This window comes from Sphingomonas sp. IC4-52, assembly GCF_020707225.1.
GTDB lineage: Bacteria > Pseudomonadota > Alphaproteobacteria > Sphingomonadales > Sphingomonadaceae > Sphingomonas.
This window is the reverse complement of sequence record NZ_JAJFEU010000001.1, coordinates 753,712-778,457: the sequence shown is the minus strand read 5'-3', so window position 1 is coordinate 778,457 and position 24,746 is coordinate 753,712. Positions and strand designations below refer to the sequence as shown.

At 64.0% G+C, this 24,746-nt stretch carries 30 protein-coding genes; 21 read left to right on the top strand and 9 right to left on the bottom strand.

What is annotated here, in order from left to right; translation table 11 throughout:
- Positions 1 to 109: 109 nt before the first annotated feature.
- Positions 110 to 655, bottom strand: a complete 546-nt coding sequence (grpE, locus tag LK535_RS03825; protein ID WP_227770544.1) for a nucleotide exchange factor GrpE — start codon at positions 653 to 655, stop codon at positions 110 to 112.
- Between the two features lie 24 nt (positions 656 to 679).
- Positions 680 to 1,723 carry a heat-inducible transcriptional repressor HrcA gene (gene hrcA, locus LK535_RS03820; protein ID WP_227770543.1) on the bottom strand — a complete coding sequence of 348 codons (1,044 nt, stop codon included), beginning with the start codon at positions 1,721 to 1,723 and terminating at the stop codon, positions 680 to 682.
- A 163-nt stretch (positions 1,724 to 1,886) separates the two neighbouring features.
- Between hrcA and rph the strand changes: the two genes are divergently transcribed.
- A complete protein-coding gene (gene rph / locus LK535_RS03815; RefSeq protein ID WP_227770542.1) occupies positions 1,887 to 2,603 on the top strand; it encodes a ribonuclease PH in 717 nt (238 codons plus the stop codon).
- Complete coding sequence (gene rdgB, locus LK535_RS03810) at positions 2,600 to 3,226, top strand: RdgB/HAM1 family non-canonical purine NTP pyrophosphatase (protein WP_227770541.1); 627 nt, start codon at positions 2,600 to 2,602, stop codon at positions 3,224 to 3,226. Before rph ends, rdgB begins: the two co-directional genes overlap by 4 nt.
- A gap of 97 nt (positions 3,227 to 3,323) precedes the next feature.
- Here the strand turns inward: rdgB and LK535_RS03805 are convergent, their stop codons facing one another.
- Positions 3,324 to 3,878: a CAP domain-containing protein gene (locus tag LK535_RS03805; RefSeq protein WP_321576532.1), complete on the bottom strand. Its 555-nt coding sequence runs from the start codon at positions 3,876 to 3,878 to the stop codon at positions 3,324 to 3,326.
- Positions 3,879 to 3,899: 21 nt separating this feature from the next.
- Here LK535_RS03805 and hemW point away from each other — a divergent pair, with 21 nt between their 5' ends.
- Positions 3,900 to 5,054, top strand: a complete 1,155-nt coding sequence (hemW, locus tag LK535_RS03800; RefSeq protein ID WP_227771065.1) for a radical SAM family heme chaperone HemW — start codon at positions 3,900 to 3,902, stop codon at positions 5,052 to 5,054.
- A 6-nt stretch (positions 5,055 to 5,060) separates the two neighbouring features.
- Here the strand turns inward: hemW and LK535_RS03795 are convergent, their stop codons facing one another.
- Positions 5,061 to 5,231: a hypothetical protein gene (locus LK535_RS03795; protein ID WP_227770539.1), complete on the bottom strand. Its 171-nt coding sequence runs from the start codon at positions 5,229 to 5,231 to the stop codon at positions 5,061 to 5,063.
- A gap of 125 nt (positions 5,232 to 5,356) precedes the next feature.
- On the opposite strand from LK535_RS03795, the gene LK535_RS03790 reads away from it, so the two are divergent.
- The 8 genes from LK535_RS03790 (at position 5,357) to LK535_RS03755 (ending at position 12,896) form a co-directional block, all read left to right on the top strand.
- Positions 5,357 to 6,889: a CoA-acylating methylmalonate-semialdehyde dehydrogenase gene (locus LK535_RS03790; RefSeq protein ID WP_227770538.1), complete on the top strand. Its 1,533-nt coding sequence runs from the start codon at positions 5,357 to 5,359 to the stop codon at positions 6,887 to 6,889.
- 8 nt (positions 6,890 to 6,897) lie between these two features.
- Positions 6,898 to 7,407 carry a hypothetical protein gene (locus tag LK535_RS03785; RefSeq protein ID WP_227770537.1) on the top strand — a complete coding sequence of 170 codons (510 nt, stop codon included), beginning with the start codon at positions 6,898 to 6,900 and terminating at the stop codon, positions 7,405 to 7,407.
- Positions 7,400 to 8,266, top strand: a complete 867-nt coding sequence (gene purU / locus LK535_RS03780; RefSeq protein ID WP_415837071.1) for a formyltetrahydrofolate deformylase — start codon at positions 7,400 to 7,402, stop codon at positions 8,264 to 8,266. Before LK535_RS03785 ends, purU begins: the two co-directional genes overlap by 8 nt.
- Before the next feature lie 9 nt (positions 8,267 to 8,275).
- Positions 8,276 to 9,421: an acyl-CoA dehydrogenase family protein gene (locus tag LK535_RS03775; protein WP_227770536.1), complete on the top strand. Its 1,146-nt coding sequence runs from the start codon at positions 8,276 to 8,278 to the stop codon at positions 9,419 to 9,421.
- Between the two features lie 99 nt (positions 9,422 to 9,520).
- Entirely contained in the window at positions 9,521 to 10,567 is a 1,047-nt protein-coding gene (locus tag LK535_RS03770; protein WP_227770535.1) for an enoyl-CoA hydratase/isomerase family protein, read from the top strand.
- Positions 10,568 to 10,620: 53 nt separating this feature from the next.
- Entirely contained in the window at positions 10,621 to 11,403 is a 783-nt protein-coding gene (locus LK535_RS03765; RefSeq protein WP_227770534.1) for an enoyl-CoA hydratase-related protein, read from the top strand.
- 153 nt (positions 11,404 to 11,556) lie between these two features.
- A complete protein-coding gene (gene mmsB / locus LK535_RS03760) occupies positions 11,557 to 12,441 on the top strand; it encodes a 3-hydroxyisobutyrate dehydrogenase (RefSeq protein ID WP_227770533.1) in 885 nt (294 codons plus the stop codon).
- Positions 12,438 to 12,896, top strand: coding sequence for a GreA/GreB family elongation factor (locus tag LK535_RS03755; protein WP_227770532.1), 459 nt, complete (start codon positions 12,438 to 12,440; stop codon positions 12,894 to 12,896). The genes mmsB and LK535_RS03755 overlap by 4 nt, the downstream gene beginning before the upstream one ends.
- Here LK535_RS03755 and LK535_RS03750 read toward each other — a convergent pair.
- The gene (locus tag LK535_RS03750; protein ID WP_227770531.1) at positions 12,883 to 13,827 is read right to left on the bottom strand and encodes a cation transporter; all 945 of its coding nucleotides are present in this window, start codon (positions 13,825 to 13,827) and stop codon (positions 12,883 to 12,885) included. The two genes, LK535_RS03755 and LK535_RS03750, sit on opposite strands and share 14 nt — an antisense overlap.
- Positions 13,824 to 14,261, bottom strand: a complete 438-nt coding sequence (locus LK535_RS03745; protein WP_227770530.1) for a hypothetical protein — start codon at positions 14,259 to 14,261, stop codon at positions 13,824 to 13,826. The genes LK535_RS03750 and LK535_RS03745 overlap by 4 nt, the downstream gene beginning before the upstream one ends.
- Before the next feature lie 99 nt (positions 14,262 to 14,360).
- On the opposite strand from LK535_RS03745, the gene LK535_RS03740 reads away from it, so the two are divergent.
- A complete protein-coding gene (locus tag LK535_RS03740; protein WP_227770529.1) occupies positions 14,361 to 14,822 on the top strand; it encodes a DUF3597 domain-containing protein in 462 nt (153 codons plus the stop codon).
- A 93-nt stretch (positions 14,823 to 14,915) separates the two neighbouring features.
- Positions 14,916 to 15,944: an alanine racemase gene (alr, locus tag LK535_RS03735; protein WP_227770528.1), complete on the top strand. Its 1,029-nt coding sequence runs from the start codon at positions 14,916 to 14,918 to the stop codon at positions 15,942 to 15,944.
- On the opposite strand, the gene LK535_RS03730 is transcribed toward alr, so the two are convergent.
- Entirely contained in the window at positions 15,945 to 16,691 is a 747-nt protein-coding gene (locus LK535_RS03730) for an alpha/beta fold hydrolase (protein ID WP_321576531.1), read from the bottom strand.
- Between the two features lie 318 nt (positions 16,692 to 17,009).
- Between LK535_RS03730 and phaR the strand changes: the two genes are divergently transcribed.
- On the top strand, positions 17,010 to 17,552 hold the full coding sequence (phaR, locus tag LK535_RS03725; RefSeq protein WP_227770527.1) for a polyhydroxyalkanoate synthesis repressor PhaR: 543 nt from the start codon (positions 17,010 to 17,012) through the stop codon (positions 17,550 to 17,552).
- A gap of 69 nt (positions 17,553 to 17,621) precedes the next feature.
- On the opposite strand, the gene map is transcribed toward phaR, so the two are convergent.
- Together map and LK535_RS03715 are read right to left on the bottom strand one after the other, a co-directional pair.
- Positions 17,622 to 18,401 (bottom strand): type I methionyl aminopeptidase, encoded by a 780-nt coding sequence (map, locus tag LK535_RS03720; protein WP_227770526.1) that lies wholly within the window; start codon positions 18,399 to 18,401, stop codon positions 17,622 to 17,624.
- A gap of 14 nt (positions 18,402 to 18,415) precedes the next feature.
- Positions 18,416 to 19,225 carry a class I SAM-dependent methyltransferase gene (locus LK535_RS03715; protein WP_227770525.1) on the bottom strand — a complete coding sequence of 270 codons (810 nt, stop codon included), beginning with the start codon at positions 19,223 to 19,225 and terminating at the stop codon, positions 18,416 to 18,418.
- A 50-nt stretch (positions 19,226 to 19,275) separates the two neighbouring features.
- Between LK535_RS03715 and LK535_RS03710 the strand changes: the two genes are divergently transcribed.
- The 7 genes from LK535_RS03710 (at position 19,276) to LK535_RS03680 (ending at position 24,743) form a co-directional block, all read left to right on the top strand.
- Positions 19,276 to 19,467 (top strand): hypothetical protein, encoded by a 192-nt coding sequence (locus LK535_RS03710; RefSeq protein WP_227770524.1) that lies wholly within the window; start codon positions 19,276 to 19,278, stop codon positions 19,465 to 19,467.
- 95 nt (positions 19,468 to 19,562) lie between these two features.
- Positions 19,563 to 20,183: a CatB-related O-acetyltransferase gene (locus tag LK535_RS16875; RefSeq protein ID WP_321576530.1), complete on the top strand. Its 621-nt coding sequence runs from the start codon at positions 19,563 to 19,565 to the stop codon at positions 20,181 to 20,183.
- Positions 20,156 to 21,055 carry a glycosyltransferase family 2 protein gene (locus tag LK535_RS03700; RefSeq protein WP_321576529.1) on the top strand — a complete coding sequence of 300 codons (900 nt, stop codon included), beginning with the start codon at positions 20,156 to 20,158 and terminating at the stop codon, positions 21,053 to 21,055. Before LK535_RS16875 ends, LK535_RS03700 begins: the two co-directional genes overlap by 28 nt.
- A complete protein-coding gene (locus LK535_RS03695) occupies positions 21,052 to 21,972 on the top strand; it encodes a glycosyltransferase family 2 protein (protein ID WP_265333971.1) in 921 nt (306 codons plus the stop codon). Before LK535_RS03700 ends, LK535_RS03695 begins: the two co-directional genes overlap by 4 nt.
- Before the next feature lie 230 nt (positions 21,973 to 22,202).
- Positions 22,203 to 22,628 (top strand): hypothetical protein, encoded by a 426-nt coding sequence (locus LK535_RS03690; RefSeq protein WP_227770522.1) that lies wholly within the window; start codon positions 22,203 to 22,205, stop codon positions 22,626 to 22,628.
- 313 nt (positions 22,629 to 22,941) lie between these two features.
- Positions 22,942 to 23,547 carry an SRPBCC family protein gene (locus LK535_RS03685; RefSeq protein WP_227770521.1) on the top strand — a complete coding sequence of 202 codons (606 nt, stop codon included), beginning with the start codon at positions 22,942 to 22,944 and terminating at the stop codon, positions 23,545 to 23,547.
- On the top strand, positions 23,547 to 24,743 hold the full coding sequence (locus tag LK535_RS03680) for a zinc-dependent alcohol dehydrogenase (protein ID WP_227770520.1): 1,197 nt from the start codon (positions 23,547 to 23,549) through the stop codon (positions 24,741 to 24,743). Before LK535_RS03685 ends, LK535_RS03680 begins: the two co-directional genes overlap by 1 nt.
- Positions 24,744 to 24,746 lie beyond the last annotated feature (3 nt).

Below are 24,746 nucleotides of genomic sequence, written 5' to 3'. Positions count from 1 at the left end.
GGAGCGGCCATCGCCCAAGAGTGCTTCGCGCCGATCCGCTGCACCGGAGCCATGAAGCCGTGAGAACACCCAGTTCCCGGCTCCGGTGCGCGAACAGACGCGCCGCAGGTCAGGCAGGCTTCTTCGCCACTCCGACCAATGACGGGCGCAACAGGCGGTCGCGGATCATCCAGCCGGACTGCATCTCCTGAACAATGGTGCCGGGCTCGGCATCGGAGGGCATCTCGACCATCGCCTGATGCCGGTTGGGATCAAGCGGCTGTCCCATCGCCTCGATCCGGGTCAATCCGTGGCGCTGGAAGACGCTTGTCAGCTCCCGGCCGGTGGCTTCCAGGCCGGTGACGAGCCCCTTCAGCTTCTCATCCTCGCGCAGCTCGGCGGGGATCGCCGCGAGTGCGCGCTCCAGATTGTCGTTCACGCTCAGCACGTCGCGCGCAAACGCAGTCGCCGCATATGCGCGCGCGTCTGCCGCGTCCTTTTCCGCACGGCGGCGGACATTCTGGGTCTCCGCCTGGGCATAAAGCGTCTGCTGCTTGGCATCGGCAAGCTGGGCCTCCAGCTCGGCAACGCGATCATGCTCGGCAACCTCGGGGGCGGCGGCAGCGGTTTCCTCGCGCAGATCCTCGCCCGGGGTGTTCGTCTCGGTATCGGTCATCGTTTCCCTGTCTTTGCTGGCAGCTCAACCCATCAAGCGGGCGAGCGTTGCGGCAGTGAAATCCACCATGGGCACGACACGCGCGTAGTTCAACCGGGTCGGCCCGATCACGCCGACCACGCCGACCACGCGACCGTCGCTGCCGCGGAACGGCTTTGCAATGACGGACGAGCCCGAAAGGGCAAACAGCTTGTTCTCGGCGCCGATAAAAATTCGGGTCGCATCGCCTGCGCTTGCGGAATCCAGCAACGCGGCGATTTCCTGTTTGCCGTCCAGATCGTCGAGCAAGTCGCGCACTCGCTCAAGATCGGCCGTGGCCGCGTCATCAAGAAGGCGTGCCTGTCCCCGCACGATCAGCACGGGCCGCCGTTCGCCATCTTCGCTCCAGACGGCGATGCCGCGCTCGATCAGTGCGCGTGCCGCACTGTCGACGGCGGCCCGTCCTTGCGCAAGCTCCCGCTCGATCCGGACGCGTGCGGCGCCGAGCGTCAGGCCCGACAGGGTCGCTGACATGTAATTGCCCGCTTCGATCAGTGCGCCGGCGCCGACACCCGGCGGCAGGTCGACGACCCGGTTCTCCACCGCGCCATCCTCGCTCACCAGGACCGCCAGTGCCTGGCCGTGGGAGAGGGGGACGAACCCAATGGAGCGAAGCACCTGTTCGTGCTTCGGCACCATCACGAGTCCTGCGCACGCGGAAAGCCCCGAAAGCGCGGCGGTGGTAGCGGCGAGTGCCTCTTCCACTGGCCCGCCAAGCCCTGCGCGCGCTTCGATGGTGGCGCGCTCCTCGGCGGAGGGTTCAAGCGCCTGCATCATTCCGTCGACGAACAATCGCAGGCCGAGCTCGGTCGGCATGCGGCCGGCGGATGTATGAGGCGCCGCCAACAAGCCCGCGTCCTCGAGCTGCGCCAGCACGCTGCGGATCGATGCGGGTGAGAGGTTGAGCCCCGCCTGCGCCAGCGTCTTCGACCCAACCGGATGGCCACTCGCGAGATAGCCGTCCACCACCCGGCGGAAGATGTCTCGCGCTCTATCGGACAGTTCGGCGATGGGCGGGGAAGGTGTCACGTTCCAAATCTAGGCTGCACATACTGGCGCGGCAATCACGTAGCGGCTACGGCCGGCACAAATCACCGCTGCTCGCCAGAAGCCTTTCGAAGACTGCCACGCGCTTGAACAAAGCCGCAGGGTGCGTCAGGTTCCAACCGAGCGGCTTCAGGAGTTGTTTCGAATGCGTCCCAGCGGCCGTGCGCCCGACCAGATGCGCGCAATCACCATTGAGCCGAACTTTACCCGCCATGCCGAAGGGTCCGTGCTGATCGGCTTCGGCGATACGCGCGTGCTCGTCACCGCCAGCGTCGAGGAGCGTGTACCGCCTTTCTTGCGCGGCAAGGGGCAGGGTTGGGTCACTGCGGAATATGGCATGCTGCCCCGCGCCACGCACACCCGCGGCAGCCGCGAGGCGGCCAAGGGCAAGCAGTCGGGGCGGACGCAGGAAATTCAGCGACTTATCGGTCGATCCTTGCGCGCCGTGACAGATATGGCTGCGCTGGGCGAGCGACAGATCGTGCTCGATTGCGACGTGATCCAGGCCGATGGCGGCACCCGCACTGCATCGATCTCGGGTGCGTGGGTCGCACTGCGCCTGGCGGTGAACGGCCTGATGAAGGCCGGAAAGATCGAGAAAGATCCGATCTCTCAGAAAGTTGCGGCGGTAAGCTGCGGCATCTTCAAGGGAAATCCGGTGCTCGATCTCGATTATGACGAGGATTCGAACGCGGACGCGGACGCCAACTTCGTCCTTCTTGAAAACGGCCATATTGCCGAAGCGCAGGCCACGGCGGAACATGCCACCTATGATGAGGAGGCCTTGCTCCGGCTGCTGCGTCTGGCCCGGATCGGCTGCACCGACATCTTCGCGGCTCAGGAACGGGCGATCCGGGCATGAGCGGGGAGGGCAGCGAACCGCAAGCTATCCGCAAGCTGCAACCGGGCAAGCTCGTGATCGCCAGCCACAATCCCGGAAAGGTCCGCGAGATCGCGGCCTTGCTTCAGGGCCATGGCGTGGAAGCGGTCTCGGCCAAGGATCTCGACCTTCCGGAGCCGGAAGAGACCGGCACCACGTTCGTGATGAACGCGGAACTGAAGGCAAGGGCCGCGGCTGACCTTTCCGGTTTGCCCGCGTTGGCTGATGACAGCGGCCTGTGCGTTGAGGCTTTGGGCGGTGATCCGGGGATCTTCTCCGCCCGCTGGGCTGGCGAAAGCAAGGACTTCAACGAAGCCATGCGCCGCGTGCACGAAAAGGTGGACGCGATCGAGGATGCATCTCGCGATGCCCACTTCATCTGTGCTCTGGCGCTGGCATGGCCTGATGGGCACGTCGAGTGGTTCGAGGGCCGGGTGGATGGCACCTTGGTGTGGCCACCTCGCGGGGATAACGGCTTTGGCTATGATGCCATGTTCCTGCCGGAAGGTCGGACCGAGACATTCGGCGAGATGGACCCCGACGCGAAGCACGGCATCAGCCATCGGGCGGACGCATTCCGGCAACTGGTCGCCGCGGTATTCTGAGCATCCCGGCGCACGTGGTGCGCCCGGCGATGGTCACGGCAGCTTGCGGATCACGGCGCGCTAAGCGCAGACCCGGCGACCTATCCGGCTGGCGGGGTCAGAGCGTTCGTTCGCCCACCACATTGCCGGCCGGAGTGTATCGGCACACCAGATAATCATCGCGCCTGTTCGAAGCGATGGCACAGCCGACACGCGTCGTGTTGCGCCAGATCATCTGGGTATAGTGCGAAACGTCTTGCCATTTGCCGGTACGGCTGAAGGCAGGCGTGATCCCGTTCACGAAGTCGCGTCCTTCCGCGGCCCAGTGCCCGAGCATTTCCTCGAACCGATATGCACCCCGAGTCCCGGTCCACAGATTCTCGCCCTGGCGTGTCGGGCCGTGCGGCTGCTCGGCATGCGCGAAGCGCCCGCTCCGCGCCATTTCCTCGGCATAGCTGCGGGCAGAGGCAACAAGCGATTCGTCCCACTGGAGCGGCGGGACACCGGCATCGGCACGCGTGCGATTATGCCCCTCCAGCATTACTTGCCGCAGCAAGGCTGAGCCGCGAGGTGCCGGCACCTCCGACAGTGTTTCCTCCACCACGCGTTCGGGCCCCTGGGCACAAGCAGATAACAGAAGGGCCAGAGCGATAAGGTGGCGTTGCAGCTTCATCGCGACCATATCGGCATGATCATGATCCCCGACAATCCTCTGGCGCTCTACGTCCACTGGCCGTTCTGCGTCTCGAAATGCCCTTATTGCGATTTCAACAGCCACGTCCGCGCCAATGTTGATCAGGAAGTATGGCGCGATTCGCTCCTGGCCGATCTCGCCCATGAGGCGTCGGTCCTGAAGGGCCATCGCCTCACCTCGATCTTCTTCGGCGGGGGTACGCCGTCGCTGATGCCCCCCGAGACGGTGGCGGCCGTCCTGCAAGCGGCCGAGCGCCACTGGGGCTTCGCGCCCGGTATCGAGATCACGCTCGAGGCCAATCCATCCTCCGTGGAGGCGGCGTGTTTCGCCGATCTCGCCGCGGCGGGCGTGAACCGCGTCTCGCTCGGGCTTCAGGCGATGGACGATCAGGCGCTGCGCTTTCTCGGCCGTGCGCATGATGTGAGCGAAGGGTTGGGCGCGCTCGAAGTCGCTCAGAAGGCGTTTGCCCGCGTCAGCTTCGATCTGATCTATGCCCGTCCGAACCAGTCACTGGAGGCATGGGAGGCCGAGTTGCGGCGTGCTCTGGCGTATGGAACGGAGCATCTGTCGCTGTACCAGTTAACGATCGAGCCGGGCACGCGCTTCGCCACGGAGGCTGCTGCCGGCCGTCTCACGATACCCGATGGGGACGCGGCGGCGGATCTCTTCGAGGCTACCCGCGCCATCACGGCGGCCTCCGGACTTCCCGCCTATGAGATCAGCAATCATGCGCGGCCCGGCGCGGAAAGCCGTCACAACCTAGCGTACTGGCGCTACCAGACGTACGCAGGCGTTGGTCCTGGCGCGCACGGCCGCCGCGGCGGACTGGCCACCGTGCGTCGGAAAAAGCCGGAAAACTGGTTGTCGGCGGTCGCCCGCAACGGCCACGGTATCGAGAGCGAGGAACCACTCGCCCCCGCTACCCAGGCGTCAGAGGCGTTGTTGATGGGCCTCCGGTTAAGGGAGGGCGTGGATCTTTCGCGAATCGCCAGCCTCGCCGGACTGGAGGTTGACGCACTTGTCGATGAGCGTGCGATCGCGCGCCTTCCGGACCTGATCTGCCGCGAAGGGACCCGACTACGGGTCACCGAAGCCGGAATGCTGCTCCTGGACGCGATCCTGCCGGAAGTGGTGAAGGTCAGCGTTCCCGCCTGAGGGCGCTCATATGCCCCACCAGAACAGCACCATCGTGACCAGTGCGATTGCGACGAAGATGAGATGTCTGCCGCTGTCGGGATCACGCTCCGGCCGATCAACAAAGGTAACCGGGTCGTCCGGGTGCGGTATACGCGGCGGGCGCTCGTGTTGAGGTTGCCGTGGATCATCGGTCATCACGCATCTCCGTGATGGGGGCTTTGACCGGTCAGGCGCCAACGTCAACCGCACGACCGGGGTGGCTTGTGACAATCAACCGCCCCCGGCTAAAGGCCCGCGGGCCAGAGTAACGGAGAGGCAGCATGCGCGTCATTGATCATCACATCGTCGGCTCTGGGAGCGCGGCAGGCGGGCGTGTGTCCGACGTTTACGATCCCAACACCGGGCAGATCCAGGCGCGCGTGACGCTGGGCACCCAGGCCGATCTCGATCGCGCGGTGGCAGCGGCGCAGGCGGCGCAACCGGCCTGGGCGGCGACCAACCCGCAGCGCCGCGCCCGCGTGATGTTCGCGTTCAAGGCGCTGGTCGAAGCAAACATGGACGAGGTCGCGCATCTCCTTTCGTCCGAGCACGGCAAGGTGATCGCCGATTCCAAGGGCGATATTCAGCGCGGCCTCGAGGTCGTCGAATTCGCCTGCGGTATCCCGCACGTGCTGAAGGGCGAATATACGCAGGGCGCTGGCCCGGGCATCGACGTCTATTCGATGCGCCAGCCGATCGGCATCGGCGCCGGCATCACCCCGTTCAACTTCCCGGCGATGATCCCGCTCTGGATGGGCGCGGTGGCGACGGCCTGCGGCAATGCCTTCATCCTGAAGCCGTCCGAGCGTGATCCGTCGGTGCCGGTGCGCCTCGCCGAGCTGATGCGCGAGGCGGGGATGCCGGAAGGGATCTTCCAGGTCGTCCATGGCGACAAGGAAATGGTCGACGCGATCCTCGATCACCCGGCGATCGGCGCGGTCAGCTTCGTCGGTTCGTCGGACATCGCGCATTACGTCTACAATCGCGGTGTCGCGGCCGGAAAGCGTGTCCAGGCGATGGGCGGCGCCAAGAACCACGGCATCGTCATGCCGGATGCCGATCTCGATCAGGTGGTGGCGGATCTGTCGGGCGCTGCCTTCGGCTCCGCTGGCGAGCGCTGCATGGCGCTCCCCGTCGTCGTGCCGGTCGGCGAGAAGACCGCTGTGGCGCTGCGTGAAAAGCTGCTGCCGGCGATCGAGGCGTTGCGCGTCGGCGTCTCCACCGATGCGGAGGCGCATTACGGTCCGGTGGTGAACGCCGCGCACAAGCAGCGCGTCGAGAACTGGATCCAGACCGGCGTCGACGAGGGCGCGGAGCTGGTGGTCGATGGCCGCGGGTTCAAGCTGCAGGGGCATGAGGAAGGTTTCTTCATCGGTCCGTCGCTGTTCGATCATGTCACGCCGGACATGCAGAGCTACAAGGAAGAGATCTTCGGCCCGGTGCTGCAGATCGTCCGCGCGCCCGATTTCGAGACCGCGCTTCGCCTGCCGAGCGAGCATCAATACGGCAATGGCGTCGCGATCTTCACCCGCAACGGCCATGCCGCGCGCGAATTCGCCGCGCGCGTCAATGTCGGCATGGTGGGCATCAACGTGCCGATCCCGGTGCCGGTCGCCTATCACACCTTCGGCGGCTGGAAGCGCTCGGCCTTCGGCGACACCAACCAGCACGGCATGGAAGGCGTGAAGTTCTGGACGAAGGTGAAGACGATCACGCAGCGCTGGCCGGACGGCGCCGCCGATCTGCCGCGCGGCAGCGAGGATGGCGGGCCCAGCCGCATCCAGGACGCGTTCGTCATCCCAACGATGGGCTGATCGATCGCATGGCTGGCAAGCTGACGGTCATCGCGGCGCTCGTTGGGCTTGCCGCGTGCCGTGCGTCCAAAGAACCGGAGCAGGCCGCCGCCATTGCCGCCGCCGTGCCCGACAGCCCGAATACGGCGGCGGCAATGGGTAGTGCGGGGGGCCAGCCCCTCCCGTCACTGACGCCGACACCGACGCCGACGCAGATGTCGACGGCGATCACCGACGGGCGCCTGCCAACGGTTTTCGTCGGGCGCTGGGGGCTGGTGCCGGCGGACTGCACGTCCACGAGGGGCGACAACAAGGGTCTGATGACGGTCACCCCGGATCGCCTGGCCTTCTACGAATCGCGCGCCACCATCACGCGGTTGGAGGGCGTTTCGCCAACCGAGCTTCGCGCCACCCTCGCTTTTACCGGGGAGGGGCAGGAATGGCGCGAGGAAACCGGGCTGGTGCTGGAGGATGGCGGCCGCGTGCTCGTCCGCGTGGTCGATGGCGAAAGGCTTCGCTACACGCGCTGCGATGCCTGACCCTTCCATGACCGATCTCGCTATCAGCGCTCCCAGCTGGATCCTCACCTTCTCCTGCCACGATCGCCGCGGCATCGTTGCCGCGGTGACGGGGCGGCTGGCGGAGGCGGGCGGCTTCATCCTCGACAGCCAGCAATATGCCGATCTCGACACTGGCCGTTTCTTCATGCGGTTGGTGTTCACCGGGCCCGACATGCGCGATCGCCTCAGCGACGTGGCCGATCAGTTCGGCTTCGACTGGACGTTGGTGCCGGCCGATCATCGCCCCAAGGTGGTGATCGCCTGTTCCACCACCTCGCATTGCCTGAACGATCTGCTCCACCGTTGGTCGATCGGCGCGCTGCCGATCGATCCGGTCGCCGTCGTCTCCAATCACGAGGTGCTGCGCGGCCTTGCCGAATGGCATAATGTCCAGTTCCATCATCTGCCGGTTTCGGCCGCCAATCGCGCCGAGCAGGAAGCGGCGCTGCTGCGCGTGGTGGAGGATAGCGGCGCGGACCTGCTGGTGCTTGCGCGCTACATGCAGGTCCTCTCGCCCGATCTGGTTGCGGCGGTCGAGGGGCGCTGCGTCAACATCCATCATAGCTTCCTGCCGAGCTTCAAGGGCGCGAAACCCTATCACCAGGCGCATGCCCGCGGCGTGAAGCTGATCGGCGCCACCGCCCATTTCGTCACCACCGACCTCGACGAGGGGCCGATCATCGAACAGGCCGCCGAGCGCGTCGACCATCGCGCGACCGTGAACGAGCTGATCGCGATCGGCCGCGATATCGAGGCGCAGGTTCTTGCCCGCGCCGTGCGCTGGATCGCCGAGCGGCGCGTTCTGGCCAATGGTGCACGCACCGTTGTCTTTCGCTAGAGCCGGAAAATGACTGACCAGTTTGATCTCACCGACGACCAGCGCGAGATTCAGGATCTCGCGCGCCGCTTCACCGCGGATCGCATCACGCCCTTCGCTGCCGAATGGGACGAAAAGCACATCTTCCCGCGCGACACGATCAAGGCGGCGGCCGAGCTCGGCTTCGCGGCGATCTACGTCAGCGAGGAAAGCGGCGGCATCAACCTCGGTCGGCTCGAGGCGGCGCTGATCATGGAGGCGATGGCCTATGGCTGCCCCGCCACCAGCGCGTTCATCTCGATCCATAACATGGCGTCGTGGATGATCGACCGCTTCGCCTCGGACGATCTCAAGGGCCGCTATCTCCCCAGCCTCGTCACCATGGACAAGATGGCGAGCTATTGCCTGACGGAGCCCGGCTCCGGATCGGACGCGGCGGCGCTCAAGACCAGCGCGCGGCTTGAGGGCGATCATTACATTGTCAATGGATCGAAGCAGTTCATCTCCGGCGCCGGGGAGAACGAGGTCTATGTGACGATGGTGCGCACCGGCGCTGAGGGGCCCAAGGGCATTTCCTGCCTCGTCATCGACAAGGACACGGACGGCGTCTCCTTTGGCGCGAACGAGCGCAAGCTCGGCTGGCATGCACAGCCGACGCGCCAGGTGCTTTTCGATAACGTGAAGGTGCCGGTGGCAAACCGGGTCGGGCAGGAAGGCGAGGGCTTCCGCTTCGCCATGATGGGCCTCGACGGTGGCCGCCTCAACATCGGCGCCTGCTCGCTTGGTGGGGCGCAGCGCTGCCTGGACGAGGCGATCGCCTACACCAAGGACCGCCAGCAGTTCGGCCAGCGCATCGCCGACTTCCAGAACACCCAGTTCACGCTCGCCGACATGGATACCGAGCTTCAGGCCGCCCGCTACCTGCTCTACGTCGCCGCCGCGAAGGTGACCGCCAACGCGCCGGACAAGACGCGCTTTGCCGCCATGGCGAAGCGGCTGGCGACCGACACCGGGTCGTCGGTGGTCGATCGCGCGCTGCAGCTCCACGGCGGCTACGGCTATCTGATGGATTACCCGATCGAACGCTTCTGGCGCGACCTGCGCGTCCATTCGATCCTTGAAGGCACGAACCAGGTGATGCGGATGATCGTCGGCCGCGAACTGACGCGCCAGTAACTGTCCTACACGCGGCTCGTGTGAGAGAAGATAGGATCGCCTGCGAAACGAACGTCTTTATCTTCTCTCTCACACGCACAAGTTTCGGGAATTTTGCGGATGACCAGTGACGTTCTGACCTTTGTCGACGGCCCGATCGGCCGCATCCGGCTGAACCGCCCGAAGGCGATCCACGCGCTCACCACCCCGATGTGCGTCGGCGTGCTGGAGGCACTGGAGGCGTGGCGCAGCGACGATGGCGTGCGCGCGATCATCATCGACCATGCCGAGGGCCGCGGCTTCTGCGCCGGCGGCGACATCCGCATGCTGGCCGACAGCGGCGCGAAGGACGGGGCGGAGGCGCGCCAGTTCTTCCACACCGAATACCGCATGAACCACCGGCTGTTCACCTACGCCAAGGACACGGTGGCCTTCATGGACGGCATCACCATGGGCGGCGGCGTTGGCATTGCGCAGCCGTGCCGCTATCGCGTGGCGACCGAGAACACGAAGTTCGCCATGCCCGAAACCGGCATTGGCCTGTTCCCGGATGTTGGCGGCGGCTGGTATCTCTCCCGCCTGCCGGGGCGGATCGGGCAATATCTGGCGCTGACCGGCCATCGCCTCGACGGCGCGGAAACGTTCGCGCTTGGTCTTGCCACGCATTACCTGCCGGCCGATCAGGTCGATGAGGCCAAGCGCCGCATCGCTGCCGCTCCCACCGCGATCGCCGCGACGCTGGACGCCCTCTCCGCCGAGCCCGGCCCGGCCGCGCTGCTCGACAAGCGCGCCCAAATCGACCGGCTGTTCGCGTCGGACAAGCTCGAGGACATCTACGCCGCGCTGGAAGCCGACGGCGGTGAGTTCGCCGCCGCGACGCTCGCGACGCTCAGGACCAAGTCGCCACAGACGATGAAGGTCAGCCTCAAGCTGCTGCACGACGGCAAGGGAATGGCGACCTTCGCCGACGAGATGCGCCAGGAATATGCCGTCGGCGCCCGGGTCGTTCAGCGCCACGACTTCCTCGAAGGCGTGCGCGCGGTGATCGTCGACAAGGACAATGCGCCCAAGTGGGAACCGGCGACGCCCGAAGGCGTCAGCGATCATGTGATTGACCAGATCTTCGCGCCGCTGCCCGACGCCGAGGCATGGACGCCGCACGATTGACCAATGAACCCAGCGCCGCCGGCGGTGCCGCGGCGAGGGAAGGGGAGAGACCGATGACCGAATATGCCAACATCCTCGTCGAGCAGCGCGGTGCCGTCACGCTCGTCACGCTCAACCGCCCGCAGTCGCTGAACGCGCTCAACAGCGATGTGCTTGCCGATCTGTCTTCGGCGTTCGGCGCCTACGACAAGGACGGCAGCCAGCGCTGCCTCGTGCTCACCGGCTCGGGCGAGAAGGCGTTCGCCGCGGGGGCGGACATCAAGCAGATGGCCGACATGGCCGCGGCCGATTTCTTCCTGCAGGATTTCTTCGCCGGCTGGCAGACAGGCGTCGTGGCGACGCGCAAGCCGTGGATCGCGGCGGTGAACGGCTTCGCGCTGGGCGGCGGCTGTGAGCTCGCGATGATGGCGGACTTCATCTACGCCGCGGACACCGCGAAGTTTGGCCAGCCCGAGATCAAGCTGGGCGTCGCGCCGGGCATGGGCGGCTCGCAGCGGCTGACCCGCGCGATCGGCAAGGCCAAGGCGATGGAAATGTGCCTCACCGGCCGGATGATGGATGCCGCCGAAGCGGAACGTTCGGGCCTCGTCGCGAAGGTGGTGCCGCTCGCCTCGCTCCTTGAAGAGACGCTCAAGACTGCCGAACTCATTGCCTCGATGCCGCCGATGGCCGCGATGGTGAACAAGGAGATGGTCAACGCCGCGTTCGAAACGAACCTCGCGCAGGGCATCCTGACCGAGCGTCGCCTGTTCCAGATCCTGACCGCGACGGAGGACAAGGCCGAGGGCATGGCCGCCTTCATCGAGAAGCGCCAGGGGGTCTGGAAGGGTCGGTAAATCAGGTAATTAGCCCCTCTCCTTTAGGGGAGGGGTCGGAGTGGGGCCTGTCTGCTGGGCGGTCCTTTTGATCGTAGTCTTGGTGAGACTGAGACACCCCACCCCTAACCTTTCCTCTGAAGGAGAGGGACTTCGAGATCTGGAGAGTTTGGCATGGCACGCGTGGCATTCATCGGACTGGGCAACATGGGCGGCGGCATGGCCGCAAACCTCGCCAAGGCGGGGCATGACGTGCGAGCCTTCGACCTCAGCACGGAAGCGCTGGAGCGCGCGAAGAAGGCGGGGTGCTTGCCGGCGAGTAGCGCTGCCGAAGCTGTGGAGGGTGCGGAGGCAGTCATTACCATGTTGCCGGCCGGGACGCATGTCGCGGCCGTCTATGCGGATGCGGTGTTCCCCAACGCCGCCCCCTCAACGATCCTGATCGACTGTTCGACCATTGACGTCGCTACCACACGGCAGCTGGCGCAGGATGCAACGGCCAAGGGTCTCGAAGCGGTCGATGCCCCGGTTTCGGGCGGCATCGCTGCGGCTAATGCAGGTGCGCTGACCTTCATGGTTGGCGGTACCGAAAGCGGCTTCAGCCGGGCACAGCCCTATCTCGAAGCGATGGGCAAGGCTGTTATCCATGCTGGTGCCAGCGGCGCGGGGCAGGCCGTGAAGATGTGCAACAATCTGATCCTGGGGGCGACGATGATCGCCACCTGCGAAGGGCTCGCCCTGGCGGAGAAGCTCGGGCTGGACCCGCAGGTCTTTTATGACATCGCCAGCAAGGCCACGGCACAGAGTTGGTCGCTGAACACCTATTGCCCGTTGCCTGGTGTTGGTCCCGAAAGCCCCGCCGATCGCAATTACGAGGGCGGCTTTGCCGCGGCGTTGATGCTGAAGGACCTTCGGCTCGCCATGGCAGCGGCGGGAGAGGCCGGCGCTAACCTGCCGATGGGAACGCGCGCAACCGAACTTTACAGCGCCTTCAACGACGCCGGTCATGGCTCGACCGACTTCTCCGGCATCATCAAGACCTTTCAGGGCACGGCATGAGCGTTGCGTTTCGCCGGGAGAGCGACGAGGAACATCTCGAGCCTCGGTTCGAGTTGCCCTTGCCGGCCGGCCCCAATCTGGTCACGCCCCGCGGCCAGGCTCTGATCACAGAGCGCATTGCCGCGCTGGAGGCCGAGCAGAACGGCGCCGAAGAGGGGCGCCGGGAAGAGATCGCACGCGAGCTCAGATACTGGAATATGCGTCGGATTACGGCAATCTCGGCTCCACCCGCGCCGGATGACGAAGTGGCGTTCGGCTCACGAGTGCGGTTCCGCCTCAATGGTGCGGAGCGAGAAATTGCCATCGTCGGCGATGACGAGGCGGATCCCGCGGCTGGGCTTGTTGCTTTTTCGGCCCCGCTCGCGCGCGCGATGATGGGTGCGGGTGAGGGCGAACTGGTCGACTTCAATGGTCGCGCCGACGCCATCGAGATCCTTGCCGTCAGCCCGATCTGAAAAGCTGCTGGTGACGATCGGCCTCCAGCGGACGCCCGGTAAACGTCACCTGCGCAAGGCGCCAGGCGCTGTCGGGCCCACAAGGCCATAAATCTTCCCGCGACGGGGTTGGAGCCGGCGGCGCTACCCCGTGAACTTCGACGTGGATCAGGCGTCCGGTTTCACGCATCAGGATGGTCGCGCCGGGAAACCGCTGATCCAGCGCTTCGTGAAGCGCGCGTGCATCGCTCGCGACCTCTGGGGCATCAAGCGAGCGCGGGGCACCGTCAATCAGTTCCGCCGCGGCCGAGCGCATCGCCTTCCATCCGTCGTTGATGATATCCACGGATATAAGCGCCGCGGCAACAGCGTCCGCCCACCACCAGCCAAGGCCAAGCCCGATCACGCCGGCGAGGCCAGCGGCGCCGGTCAGCCAGTTCGCCTTGTTCATCATCGCATTGGTGTGAAGAAGCTTGTCGTCGAGCGCGCGTGCGAGCGGGAGCAGCTTGGCCCCGATCACCATTGGCGGGATCAGCGCGAACAGTTGAGCGGCCAGCATCAGCCAGCCCAGCCAGATATCGCGTCCGAACAGCTGGACCGAGGCGACAGTTGCATGCTCTTCCATCACCAGAGTCATGGCGGCGTTGATCAGCAGCAAGACGCCGACTGCTGCCAGGGCGACCGCTGCGACGAAGAAGCCAAGTCCGTTTGCCCGGGTGAAGCCGAATGGAAAACGGGCGCTTCGTGGTCGCTGCTCCAGGTGTGACGCGGCTAGAAAGGCGATCGGCGGAACGAAGCCGAGCATGTCCTCAATCCACGCCGTCTTCATCGTTTGGCTTTGGCCCATCACCAAACCCATCACGATCACGACTGCGGCAAACCAAACCAGTTGATGCCAGTTAAGCCGCTTGGCGCGATGTAGCGCGGCGGCAGGATCATGGGAGGAACTCATGAGCGCGCCCCGCTTACCTGTCGGCTGAGGCGCTCAACCTGCATGATCCAGCGGTTCTCACCGTTTTTCATCAGCGCCCGCCACTCAATCCTCTGCTTCCCGGCTCCTTCGATCGAAAGCGCAGGCCCTGGTGCGACAAGCTTCCTCCAAGGCGAATCCTTCGCCATGGGCGCTAATATGAGATCGAGTCGCCCGGCGTTCAGATCGACAATCAGCGGCTCGAGCGCCGCTCTGCGGATCGAGACGCGCGCGTCGTTGTGCTCCGCCAACTCTGCCACCAGACTTTGAGCTTGTGGCGCAACGGGTTCCCCGTTGATGCCGACACGCAAGATACGGCTTTGGCGAAGTCGATCGCTGGTACGATCCGGATCTCGAGGCAGGGCGTCACATGCCGCGAGCGAAAGGAGCAACAATCCGGCGATCCGTTTTTTCATTTCGCTAGCTAAACGTCCTGCTCGTCTGCCCCGTTCCCGCGGCACCAATTCGGGCGTTTCGACGTTCTACGGTCGTCAGCAATGATCGGGAGTATCAGCGTGAGCATCTTTGGCGCGATCAAGAAGGCCATCTTCGGGGACCGGGGCCCACTCGGTGGCCAGTTCTCCGGGAAACCCGCGCCTCAGGCGGCGCCAGCCCCGGGTGCCACGCCAAAGCCGGTGCCCACGCCTTCCGCCCCGACGCCTGCTGCGCAGCCAGCGTCGCCCGCACCTTCCCAAGCGACGGCAGCGCCGGCCGCCCCCGTGGATGTGGAGAAGGTGCTGTCTGACCTCGCTGCCAAACACGAGGGGCCGGCGCTGAACTGGCGTACCTCGATTGTCGATCTGATGAAGCTGCTGGGTATCGACTCGAGCCTCGCGAACCGCAAGGAACTGGCCACCGAACTCGGCTACACCGGTGACAAGGATGGCTCGGCTGAGATGAACATCTGGCTCCACAAGGCAGTAATGCGTGAGTTGGAGAAGAATGGCGGCATCGTTCCAGCAACCATGAAGGACTAGGCCTTACTTTGAAGACAGTCGTGCCGCGGCATAAGCCGGTGGCATGAAGCGCTGCGGTAGCGTCGAGCCCATCTCGCCGCTATCCGCCTGCGCATGAATGCACCGAACCGATTGCGGCTGGACGGGGCCGCCCTTGTTGAGAACTGGCAATCGCTGGCACGGATGAGTGGTCGCGCTTCATGCGGCGCGGCGGTGAAGGCTGATGGTTACGGCCTCGGCGCCGCAGAAGTGGTGCGCCGTCTCGCGAATGCGGGCTGCCGGGACTTTTTCGTCGCAACCTGGGCAGAGGCTGCGGCTCTTGCTCGAGCCGACGTGTCAGTGTCGGTGCTTCACGGCGCGCGATCCGCGGACATGGTCCTCGCGAAGAGCGTGCCGGCAAGGCCGGTTCTGAGCACGAGTGCGCAGATCCAGCGCTGGCGCGAGGCCGGTATGGGCGCGTGTGACGTGATGGTGGACACCGGCATGAACCGGCTGGGTGTGTCCACGGACGAGATTGCTTCTGGCTTGCTGGACGGGCTCCATGTGGAAACGCTGATGAGTCATCTCGCTTCGGCGGAGGAGCAGGATGACCCCATCAACGAGCGCCAGCGCGCGGGTTTGCAGGCCATCGCTGATCGCTCATCCGCAAGACGGATCAGCTTGGCAAATTCCGCAGGGATCGCTTTGGGCAAAGACTATGCCTTTGATCTCACGCGCCCCGGCATCGCCCTGTACGGTGGCGTGCCTTGCGCGGCTCTGGCGGGCGTGATCCGCCCCGTTGCGACGATCGAGGCAGAAGTGCTGCAACGCCGTGCGGTCCCGGCGGGTGGCCGTGTCGGATACAATCTCACCTGGGTCGCTGAGCGAGACAGCGTCGTAGCGGTTCTGAACCTCGGCTATGCCGACGGCTATCGACGAGCCTTCTCCAGCCGCGGAACAGCGTTCGTGGAAGGCGTCGCTGTTCCAGTCATTGGCCGCGTCTCGATGGATCTGACGGCAGTGGATGTCACTGGCCTCGACGTCGGTGAAGGCGACTGGATCTCCTTCGACTCCGACCTTCCTCATGCGTCGGCTGTATCGGAGGTGTCGCAGTATGAGCTGCTGACCGGCCTTGGTCGACGTTTCGACCGGATCTGGGTCTGATCAGGGAAGGGTAGCCAGCCAGTGGCGCAGCGGTTCCCAAAGCTGCTCTCTGGCGCGGCTCCCGACGACCATACCCACATGTCCAGCACCCAACTCTCGGCGATTGCTAAGGCCGATCGCCGTCGCGGCCGGTACGATCCGGTCGGCAAGGGAGACGAACTCGATAGCGGGGCACGGCAGGGTTTCAGGATCGATCGTCTTGCCCGCGACGTGCCACTTCCCTGAACCGGGTGCGTCCGCCAGGATCAGTTGCTCAAACAGTTCCGCACCGGCCGCATAAGTGAGCGGGGCGCCACTGTTCGCCCAATCTTCCATCGCAACAAACATCGCGGCCTCGTCACCCGACATTGTCGCAAACGCCTCGAATTTGGCGATCGTTCGCGCCGGATCGAGTTTCCAGAAGCCAGTCTGGAGTACCTCGATCGGGACAAGCCCTAGTTGCTCGCAGCCGGGCTGCGCAGCTTCCCAGAGCGAAGCAATGTCCCCGCGCGTGTCACCATATCCATTAAAGTGCCAAGGTGCGGCGATTACGGCCGTGCCCGCACAGGCCCCCGATACCGCCGCGGCAATGCTCATCGTGCCGCCAAGGCAATAGCCGACAAGCACCGGCGGAGTATCGAAGCGTCGCATCAGCGGGATCAGAACCCGCTCGATATGACCGCTGATGTCGAGGCCGCGATCCGTCGGTTGTGCCTCTCCCCAATCAAGTAGCCAGGCATGGTAGCCCTGCTGTGCGATCCACCGCATCAGAGATCGCCCTGGCATCAGGTCGAGGATGAAGGGTGGGTTGATCAGCGATGGTACAAAAAGCACCGGGCGCCCTGTGCCGCCATAATCCCGCAGGCGCGCGCGGCCCTGCCGCTTGACCGCTCTGGCCATTCGCCTCTTCGTACGGGGCGCTTCCTGATAGCGGCGCAGACCGGCGAGCGCACTACTCATTCTGGATGGGGATGCTGCAGTTTCGTTGCCCAGCATGTCGAGGAACAGGGGTAGTGGCCTTGGGCCGTGTTGCGGTGCCATAACAGATGCTGTAGCGCAGTAAGAAGTCATGAGCGGGGCATCGCGATGAAGAAGCAGCACAGCGGAGAGGGCGCGATCATCATCAAGAAATACGCCAACCGCCGACTCTACAATACCGAAAGCTCGTCATACATCACCCTTGAGCATCTCGCCGCGATGACCCGCGAAGGACGCGAGTTCAAGGTCGTTGATGCCAAAACTGACGAGGATATAACCCACAACATCCTTACCCAAATCATCATGGAAGAGGAGGGACGTGGGGAACAGCCGATGCTGCCGGTGAATTTCCTGCGGCAGCTGATCGCCATGTATGGCGATTCGATGCAGGCCATGGTGCCCGGTTATCTGGAGGCGTCCATGGACAGCTTCCGTCGCAACCAGGCCCAATTCAAATCCGCAGTTGAGGGCGCTTTCGCCGGCTCGCCTTTTGCCGAGATGGCGAAGCGCAACATGGCGATGTTTGAAGCCGCGACCAGCGCTTTCAAGCCGACCACGCCTCCGCCCGTAGCCAACAAGGATGACGAGATCGCCGCGCTGAAGGCGGAACTCGCTAGGCTGCAGGACAAGGTTGACAAGCTGGTTGGCTGATCAACCCGGTACGTCATCCCATTATCGGTGGCCGCCCCGCTTACCGTCACTTCCGTTAGTTCCCAAAGATCAGGCGCGCATCGCCACCAGCGGCTTCTCGTCGCTGCGCAGGGTGAGCACTTCCACGCCGCCGCTTGTGACCGCCACGGTATGTTCGAACTGTGCTGATAGCTTACGGTCGGTCGTCACCACGGTCCATCCGTCATCCTGAGTGGAAACCTTTCGGCTTCCCTGATTGATCATGGGCTCGATCGTGAAGGTCATGCCCTCGCGCAGCATCGGTCCCGTACCCGGCCGGCCGAAGTTCAGCACCTGCGGCTCTTCATGCATTTCGCGGCCGATGCCATGCCCGCAAAACTCTCGGACCACCGAATAGCCGTTCTTCTTGGCATGGCGTTCGATCGCGGCGCCGACGTCTCCCAGGCGAGCGCCCGGACGAACCTGTCTGATGCCCTTCCACATGGCTTCCTGCGCTACGCGCACCAAACGCCGGGCCGCCGGCGACGTTTGGCCAACCAGATACGTCTTGCTGGAATCGGCGATGAAGCCGTTCTTTTCCAGCGTAATGTCAAGGTTGATGATGTCCCCGTCGCGAATGATCTCGTTCGCATCGGGGACACCGTGGCAAACCACATGGTTGATCGAGCAATTCAGGACATAGGCAAAACCATACTGTCCCTTGCTCGCAGGCCGGGCTTGCAGGTCGATGGTGATGAACCGCTCAACAAGATCATTGACCTGTAGCGTCGACATGCCTGCAAGCTGCTGTTGATCCAGCATCTCAAAGACGGATGCCAGCAGCCTGCCAGATTCCCGCATCAGGTCGAGCTCGTCGGCGGTTTTCACCATGATTGATCGTTCTCTTACTTTGGCTTCACGAACTTCAGGGTGAACCGATCGCTTTCACCGACCGCGGCGTATTTGGCCCGGTCCACGTCCTTCAACGCGAAGGTGGGTGGCAGGGTCCAGACACCGCCGGGGTGATCGTGAGTATCCTTGGGGTTGGCATTCACCTCGCTCTCGCCCGCCAGCTTAAATCCCGCTGCCTCGGCCAGCCGCACGACGGTCGACCGCTTGATATAGCCGCTCTTCTTTTCGAGTGCGGAATCCATGGATTCCGGCAGGCGATGATCGACAACGCCCAACGTGCCGCCCGGCTTCAACATCGCGTAGAAAGCAGCAAAGGTACGCCCGGCGACCGCCGGATCGTCGTTCATCAGCAGGTTATGGACGTTGCGGAACGTCAGCACCACGTCCGCACTGCCTGCCGGAACGGTGCTGGTGCCGTTCGCACCGTCAACGGTTGCAACAGTAGTAGCGCCGAACCAGGCCTGTTTGTCGGCTAGCATCTTCTCCGTGCTGGCGACCCCGCGCGCACTGACCAAGGCCACGTAGCGTCCCTTACCCTTGGCCAAGGGCGCCAGGATTTCCGTATACCAGCCCCCGCCCGGGCTGAACTCCACCACCGTGTCGGTCGGCTTCACTCCGAGAAATGACAGTGTTTCTGCGGGATGGCGGTACTCATCCCGCTGCCGGTTGACGTCGCTGCGTTGCGGGTTCTGAACGGCCGCCCGGACCTCGGCGGAGATCGGCGCATGCTGCTGGGCCGCATGTTGTGCCGTGGCTGCCGCGGCGCTCGCAAGCAAGATGGTCGCAATGCCGATAGTGCGCATTATCTCTCTCCCTGGGGCAAGTTCATTGGCGTCGGTTTGGAGGCAGAAGAATGGCAACGCAAGCGGTGCTGCTCGGGGCGGCGGCATCCTGCGCAGTCGCAGCAGCAGGGGCGGCATGGGGGGACAGCCGACCGACGCGCCGGCACGATCCGGATGCGGTCGGCCTGGTCGATTGGCGGACCTTGCAGTTGATCGCGATCGCGGCAGCGCTCGTGCTCGGGGCACTCGCGATCCGCGCCTGAAATTGCATCCGTTTTGAATGCTCTAGCGACTTCATTCCTGCGGCTTCCGCTATCCAAGGCGTCAAGGAACGCAGGCGGGGGCGACAATGTTGAGCATGGCATCACGCGCCATCGAGCGGGCGAGGATCTGGCGATGGCAACGCGACCCGTTCCGCAGCATGGCGCTGCGGCGTTGGTTCTGCGAACGACACCGGATCGACGTTGGCCTGTACAGCTACGGCTGCTTCGATCAGTGGCGGATGCCGGGCCCGCTGATCGTCGGCCGTTACTGTTCCATCGCCAAGACGGTCCGTTCCGCGCCGATCAACCACCCTCTGGAGGCGATCACCACCCATCCTGCTTTGTATGAGCGCAAGTTCGGCGTGGTGGATGCCGACATCCACTATGATGATCCGCAGGTGATCGAGGACGATGTGTGGATCGGGCACCACGCGATCATCCTACCCGGCTGCCGACGGATCGGCCGCGGAAGCGTCATCGGGGCGGGCGCAATCGTCACCCGTGATGTTCCTCGCTACGCTGTGGTCGTCGGCAACCCGGCGCGGGTTGTGCGGGAGCGCTTCCCGCGCGACGTGCAGGCGGCACTTGAGCAAAGCCGCTGGTGGGAACTCGACCTTACCGACCTGCGTGCCTTGGTGCAGGACAATCCCGCGCTGATCTTCCATCCCACCAGTGGAATGCTGCGTGCATGGACTGGCCTCGCTGCGGCCGCGTAACGCTTATGGTCGAGGTCAGCGTCATCGTGCCGCACTACAATGATCTACAGGGCCTAGATCGTTGTCTCGCGGCTCTAACCGCACAATCGTTGCCCCGCGATCGTTACGAGATTGTCGTGGCAGACAACATGAGTCTCCGGGGTGAAGCCGCGGTGCGCGAAGTGATCGGACAGCGCGCGCAGCTGGTGTTGGCGCGTGAAAAGGGCGCAGGGCCAGCGCGCAACGCCGCCACTGCGGTGGCGCAGGGCCGATTGTTCGCTTTCACGGACTCCGATTGTGTGCCTGATTCTGGATGGCTCGCTGCCGGAGTGGCCGCCTTGGAAGCTTACGACATCGTCGGAGGGGCGATGTCATTGTTGTTCAGCGGCCGCGAGAAATCGGGCGCCGAAGCCTATGAGGCAGTCTTTGCATTCAATAACCGCCGCTATGTGGAGCGCGAGGGCTTTTCCGTTACGGCAAACCTGTTCTGCCGGCGCGACGTCTATTCCGCGACAGGGCCATTCCATGTCGGCATGTCCGAGGACCGGGATTGGTGCCTGCGAGCTCGTGCGCTTGGTTTTCGGCTCGGCTATGCGCCGGCTGCACGGGTCGCGCACCCGGCGCGGAGTGACTGGCGCGCACTGCATGCAAAATGGCACCGCCTCAACGCGGAGCTTTATGCCAACACGCTGATGACGCCACGCGGCCGGCTCCGCTGGCTTGCATCGACCGCAGCGATGCCGCTCTCGATCCTCGCCCACCTTCCGCGGGTACTGACGAGCCCTGCACTTGCCGGCACCGTTGAGCGGCGGCGCGGTGCCGCGACCTTGGCGCGCTTGCGATTGTGGCGGTTCGCCGATGGAATGTTGCGGTTGGTGGGAGCGCGCGCTTGACTCAAGTTGTCGTCTGTATCGTCTCCTTTCGCGATCCGCCGCTAATTGCGCATTGTCTCGCCGCCCTCGCACAATCGACGTTCACCGATTTCGAGGTGGTCATTTGCGAGAATGGCGGAGATGACGCGCGACAACGGCTTGCCGCAACGCTGCCGACCCGGCTGCCCGCCGGCCAGCCGATTGCGTTGCTCGAACAGGCCGCAAACCTCGGCTATGCCGGTGGCGTGAATGCGTGCCTGGCCGCGCGCCCGGATGCTGATTTCTGGTGGGTTCTAAACCCCGATACCCGAGCTGATCCAGAGGCGCTGGAGGCGCTGGTTGAGCGACTTCAGCGCGGCGACTGTGAAGCAGCGGGCGGAGTGCTCTACCACCCAAACGGCCGAGTGCAGGCCTATGGCGGGCGCTGGAACACCTGGTGCGCGCGCGCAGAGTCCATCGGCTTCGGCGCTCCTGTGACCGCGCCCGTGGATCCGCGCTTTGTCGAAAGCCGCATGAACTACCTGCTCGGTGCGTGCATGTTGATTGGGCGTTCCTTCGTGGCCACGGCCGGCCTGATGCGGGATGATTACTTCCTCTATGCGGAGGAGATTGAATGGTGTCTTCGAGCTCAGGCTAAGGGTTTGCGACTTGGCTTTGCCCCCGGCGCGCGTGTCTGCCATGGGCAGGGGGGCACTACCGGGTCAGCCGCGAGCCTTCGAGCGCGGCCGCCCCTGCCGATCTACCTAGACGAGCGTAACAAGCTCCACGTCATCAGGGACACGACGCAGTTCCGCCTCCTTGTAGCCGCACCAATGGCCTTCATCTTGGCTTGCGCGCGCTTTGCTCGGCGCGGGGCGATGCGGCAGTGGAAGCATGCAATGGCAGGCTGGTGGGCGGGCGTCTGCAACCGTCGGGGCGCTCCTACTTGGCTGCAGTGAGGGCAGTGTTCTCTGGTGGCACGCTCCCATTTTCGATCTGCGACTTTGCGTACCAATTGGTACGGAAAGCTGTTGACGCCGCTTCGGCTGTTCAATATACCGGTTGGTACACAAGGCGGTGACGCAAAGCGACATCTAGCCTGACGTCAGTCAACCAATGAACAGCGCATAGGCGAGCCTCTCTGCTCCCGCCTTGGTCATCCGGTGCGAACAACAGAAGGGGAAGCAGCATGGCTTACATGGCTTTTGACACGCTGGCCGCGAGCCTTCCGCCAAGCGGCGCTGCCTGTCTGCGTGTGGAGCCAATTACAACCGCAGCTGATCAGGCCAACGCTGGCACTTCGCCGCTGAGTGCGCTTGAATGGTCGGTAGTGGCGCTTGCCCGCAATGATAGCCTGTCGTCACTGCGACAGCCCGGCAGACTGTCGATGGCGATGGCCACGATCTTCCGCCAGAGCAATCCGCGGCTCGCAGACCCCAAGCTCGAAGCGCTTCGCCGAATGGCAGTGCTCGCGTGGCACCACAGCTTTCAGGTGCCGGCCAGTGAGTTGCGCGCCTTCTTCGAAGCCGGCTTCACGGTTGGCCATTACGAAACCATGATGGCGAGCATATCGGCGTCGCTGACGCGCGATCGTGGCGGTCGCCGCGGCCGTTGATCGCCTCGACCGTTCACGAGCGTTGTTCCATTCCCCTGGTGTTAGGCTCAACGCCGCTCGGGCGAACTCGGGTGTTCGCTGATTACTCGCCAAAAAGTAGCCCGTGAGCGCTAAAACGCAGATCGCGCATCGTGATCGTTCAGCGCTTCGGCTTGTCGCAAGGTCGAGCCGACGTCGGCAGTGCTGCTGAGATTCGCGATCGCCCACACGGCAGCAGCATCAGAATATCTCGGCAATAACGCAGCTTGCGCACCAAAGGTCGGAACGCGCAGGCGCCGCGCATCGTTGACAGGCCATTCACCAGGAGGATGAGATGGCCGAGACGATCGACCCGGCGCGCGCAGATGATGCGCCGCTCTCCACTTCGAAACATCACAGTGCGGCAATTGACGCCGCTACTCGCAACGTCGGTTCGCCGGACACTGGTGATCCAGATCAATTGATTGGGCGCACGGTCACCATCAATCGTCCTCGGGCCGACTTATTCGCCTTTTGGCGCGACTTCACCAATCTGCCCAGCTTCATGGACAATGTCGAGCGTATCGAATTGCTCGACGACCGCCGATCACATTGGACCGTAAAAGGTCCGGGAGGATCGCACGTGGAGTGGATCGCGGCGATCACGGAGGAGAGCGACGGCGAGTATATCGCCTGGGCATCGGAAGAAGGCGCGGACGTCCCTAACAGTGGCCGCATCGAATTTCGTGACGCACAGGCGGGACGGGGGACAATCGTTACCGCGACGATCCTTTACGATCCGCCGGCGGGGATCATCGGCAAGGTCATCGCCAAGATGTTCCAGCGGGAGCCCGCAATCCAGGCGCGACGTGACCTGCGACGCTTCAAGCAGCTCATGGAAACCGGCGAAGTGGCCACCGGCGCGCGCAATCGCCGCCTTCTGGAAGAGGGGAAGAACTGATGCGAGCGCTTACCTGGCATGGCAAGCACGACGTGCGCGTCGATACGGTGGATGACCCTGAGATCCTCAACCCGCGCGACGCCATCATCAAGATTACGTCGACCGCCATCTGTGGATCGGATCTTCACCTCTACGACGGCTACATCCCAACCATGCAGTCCGGCGACATCCTCGGCCACGAATTCATGGGTGAAGTGGTGGAGGTCGGCGCCAAATCAACGCTGAAGAAGGGGCAGCGCGTTGTTGTTCCCTTCACCATTTCATGCGGTGGCTGCTATCATTGCGGGAAGCACCAATATTCCGCCTGTGAGAATGGTCTGCCGGCGGAGAACCAGGATATCGCGCAGACCTTATATGGCCATCCAATGGCTGGTCTGTTCGGGTATAGCCACATGACCGGCGGCTATTCGGGCGGGCAGGCGGAATATGTCCGCGTCCCGTTCAGCGATGTCGGGCCCATCGTCGTTCCCGATGGAGTTGAAGACGAAAAGGTCCTGTTCCTCTCGGACATCCTGCCCACGGGCTGGATGGCAGCCGAAAACGCTGAGATCGAACCTGGTGATACCGTGGCCGTCTGGGGCTGCGGGCCAGTTGGCCTGTTCGCGGTTCAATCCGCGTTCCTGATGGGTGCCGAGCGCGTAATTGCGATCGATCACTTTCCGCGTCGTCTGGAGCTCGCCCGCAAGTTCGGGGCGGAGACCATAAACTTCGAGGAGAGCGCGACTTACGAGGCGTTGATGGAGATGACAGGCGGCATCGGGCCGGATGCCTGCATCGATGCGGTCGGCCTCGAGGCACACGGCTTCTTCGTCGACAACGTCATCGATCAGATCAAGGCCTCTACCTTCCTCGGAACTGACAGGCCCCACTCCATTCGTCAGGCGATCCTTGCCTGTCGGAAGGGCGGGCGCGTGTCGATGCCGGCCGTTTATGGTGGCTTCGTGGACAAGTTTCCGCTCGGCGCATTCATGCAGAAGGGCCTCACGCTCAAAACCGGACAGACCCATGTGCAGCATTATCTGCCCGGACTGCTGAACGCGATCATGGAAGAGAAGATCGATACCACTTTCCTGATCAGCCACACACTGCCGCTGGAAAACGCCCCGGACGGCTATCGCATTTTCCATGACAAGCAGAACGAAGTGACCAAGGTCGTGCTGAAACCCGGCCTCGAGCGCGTCGAACTCGATATTTGAGGA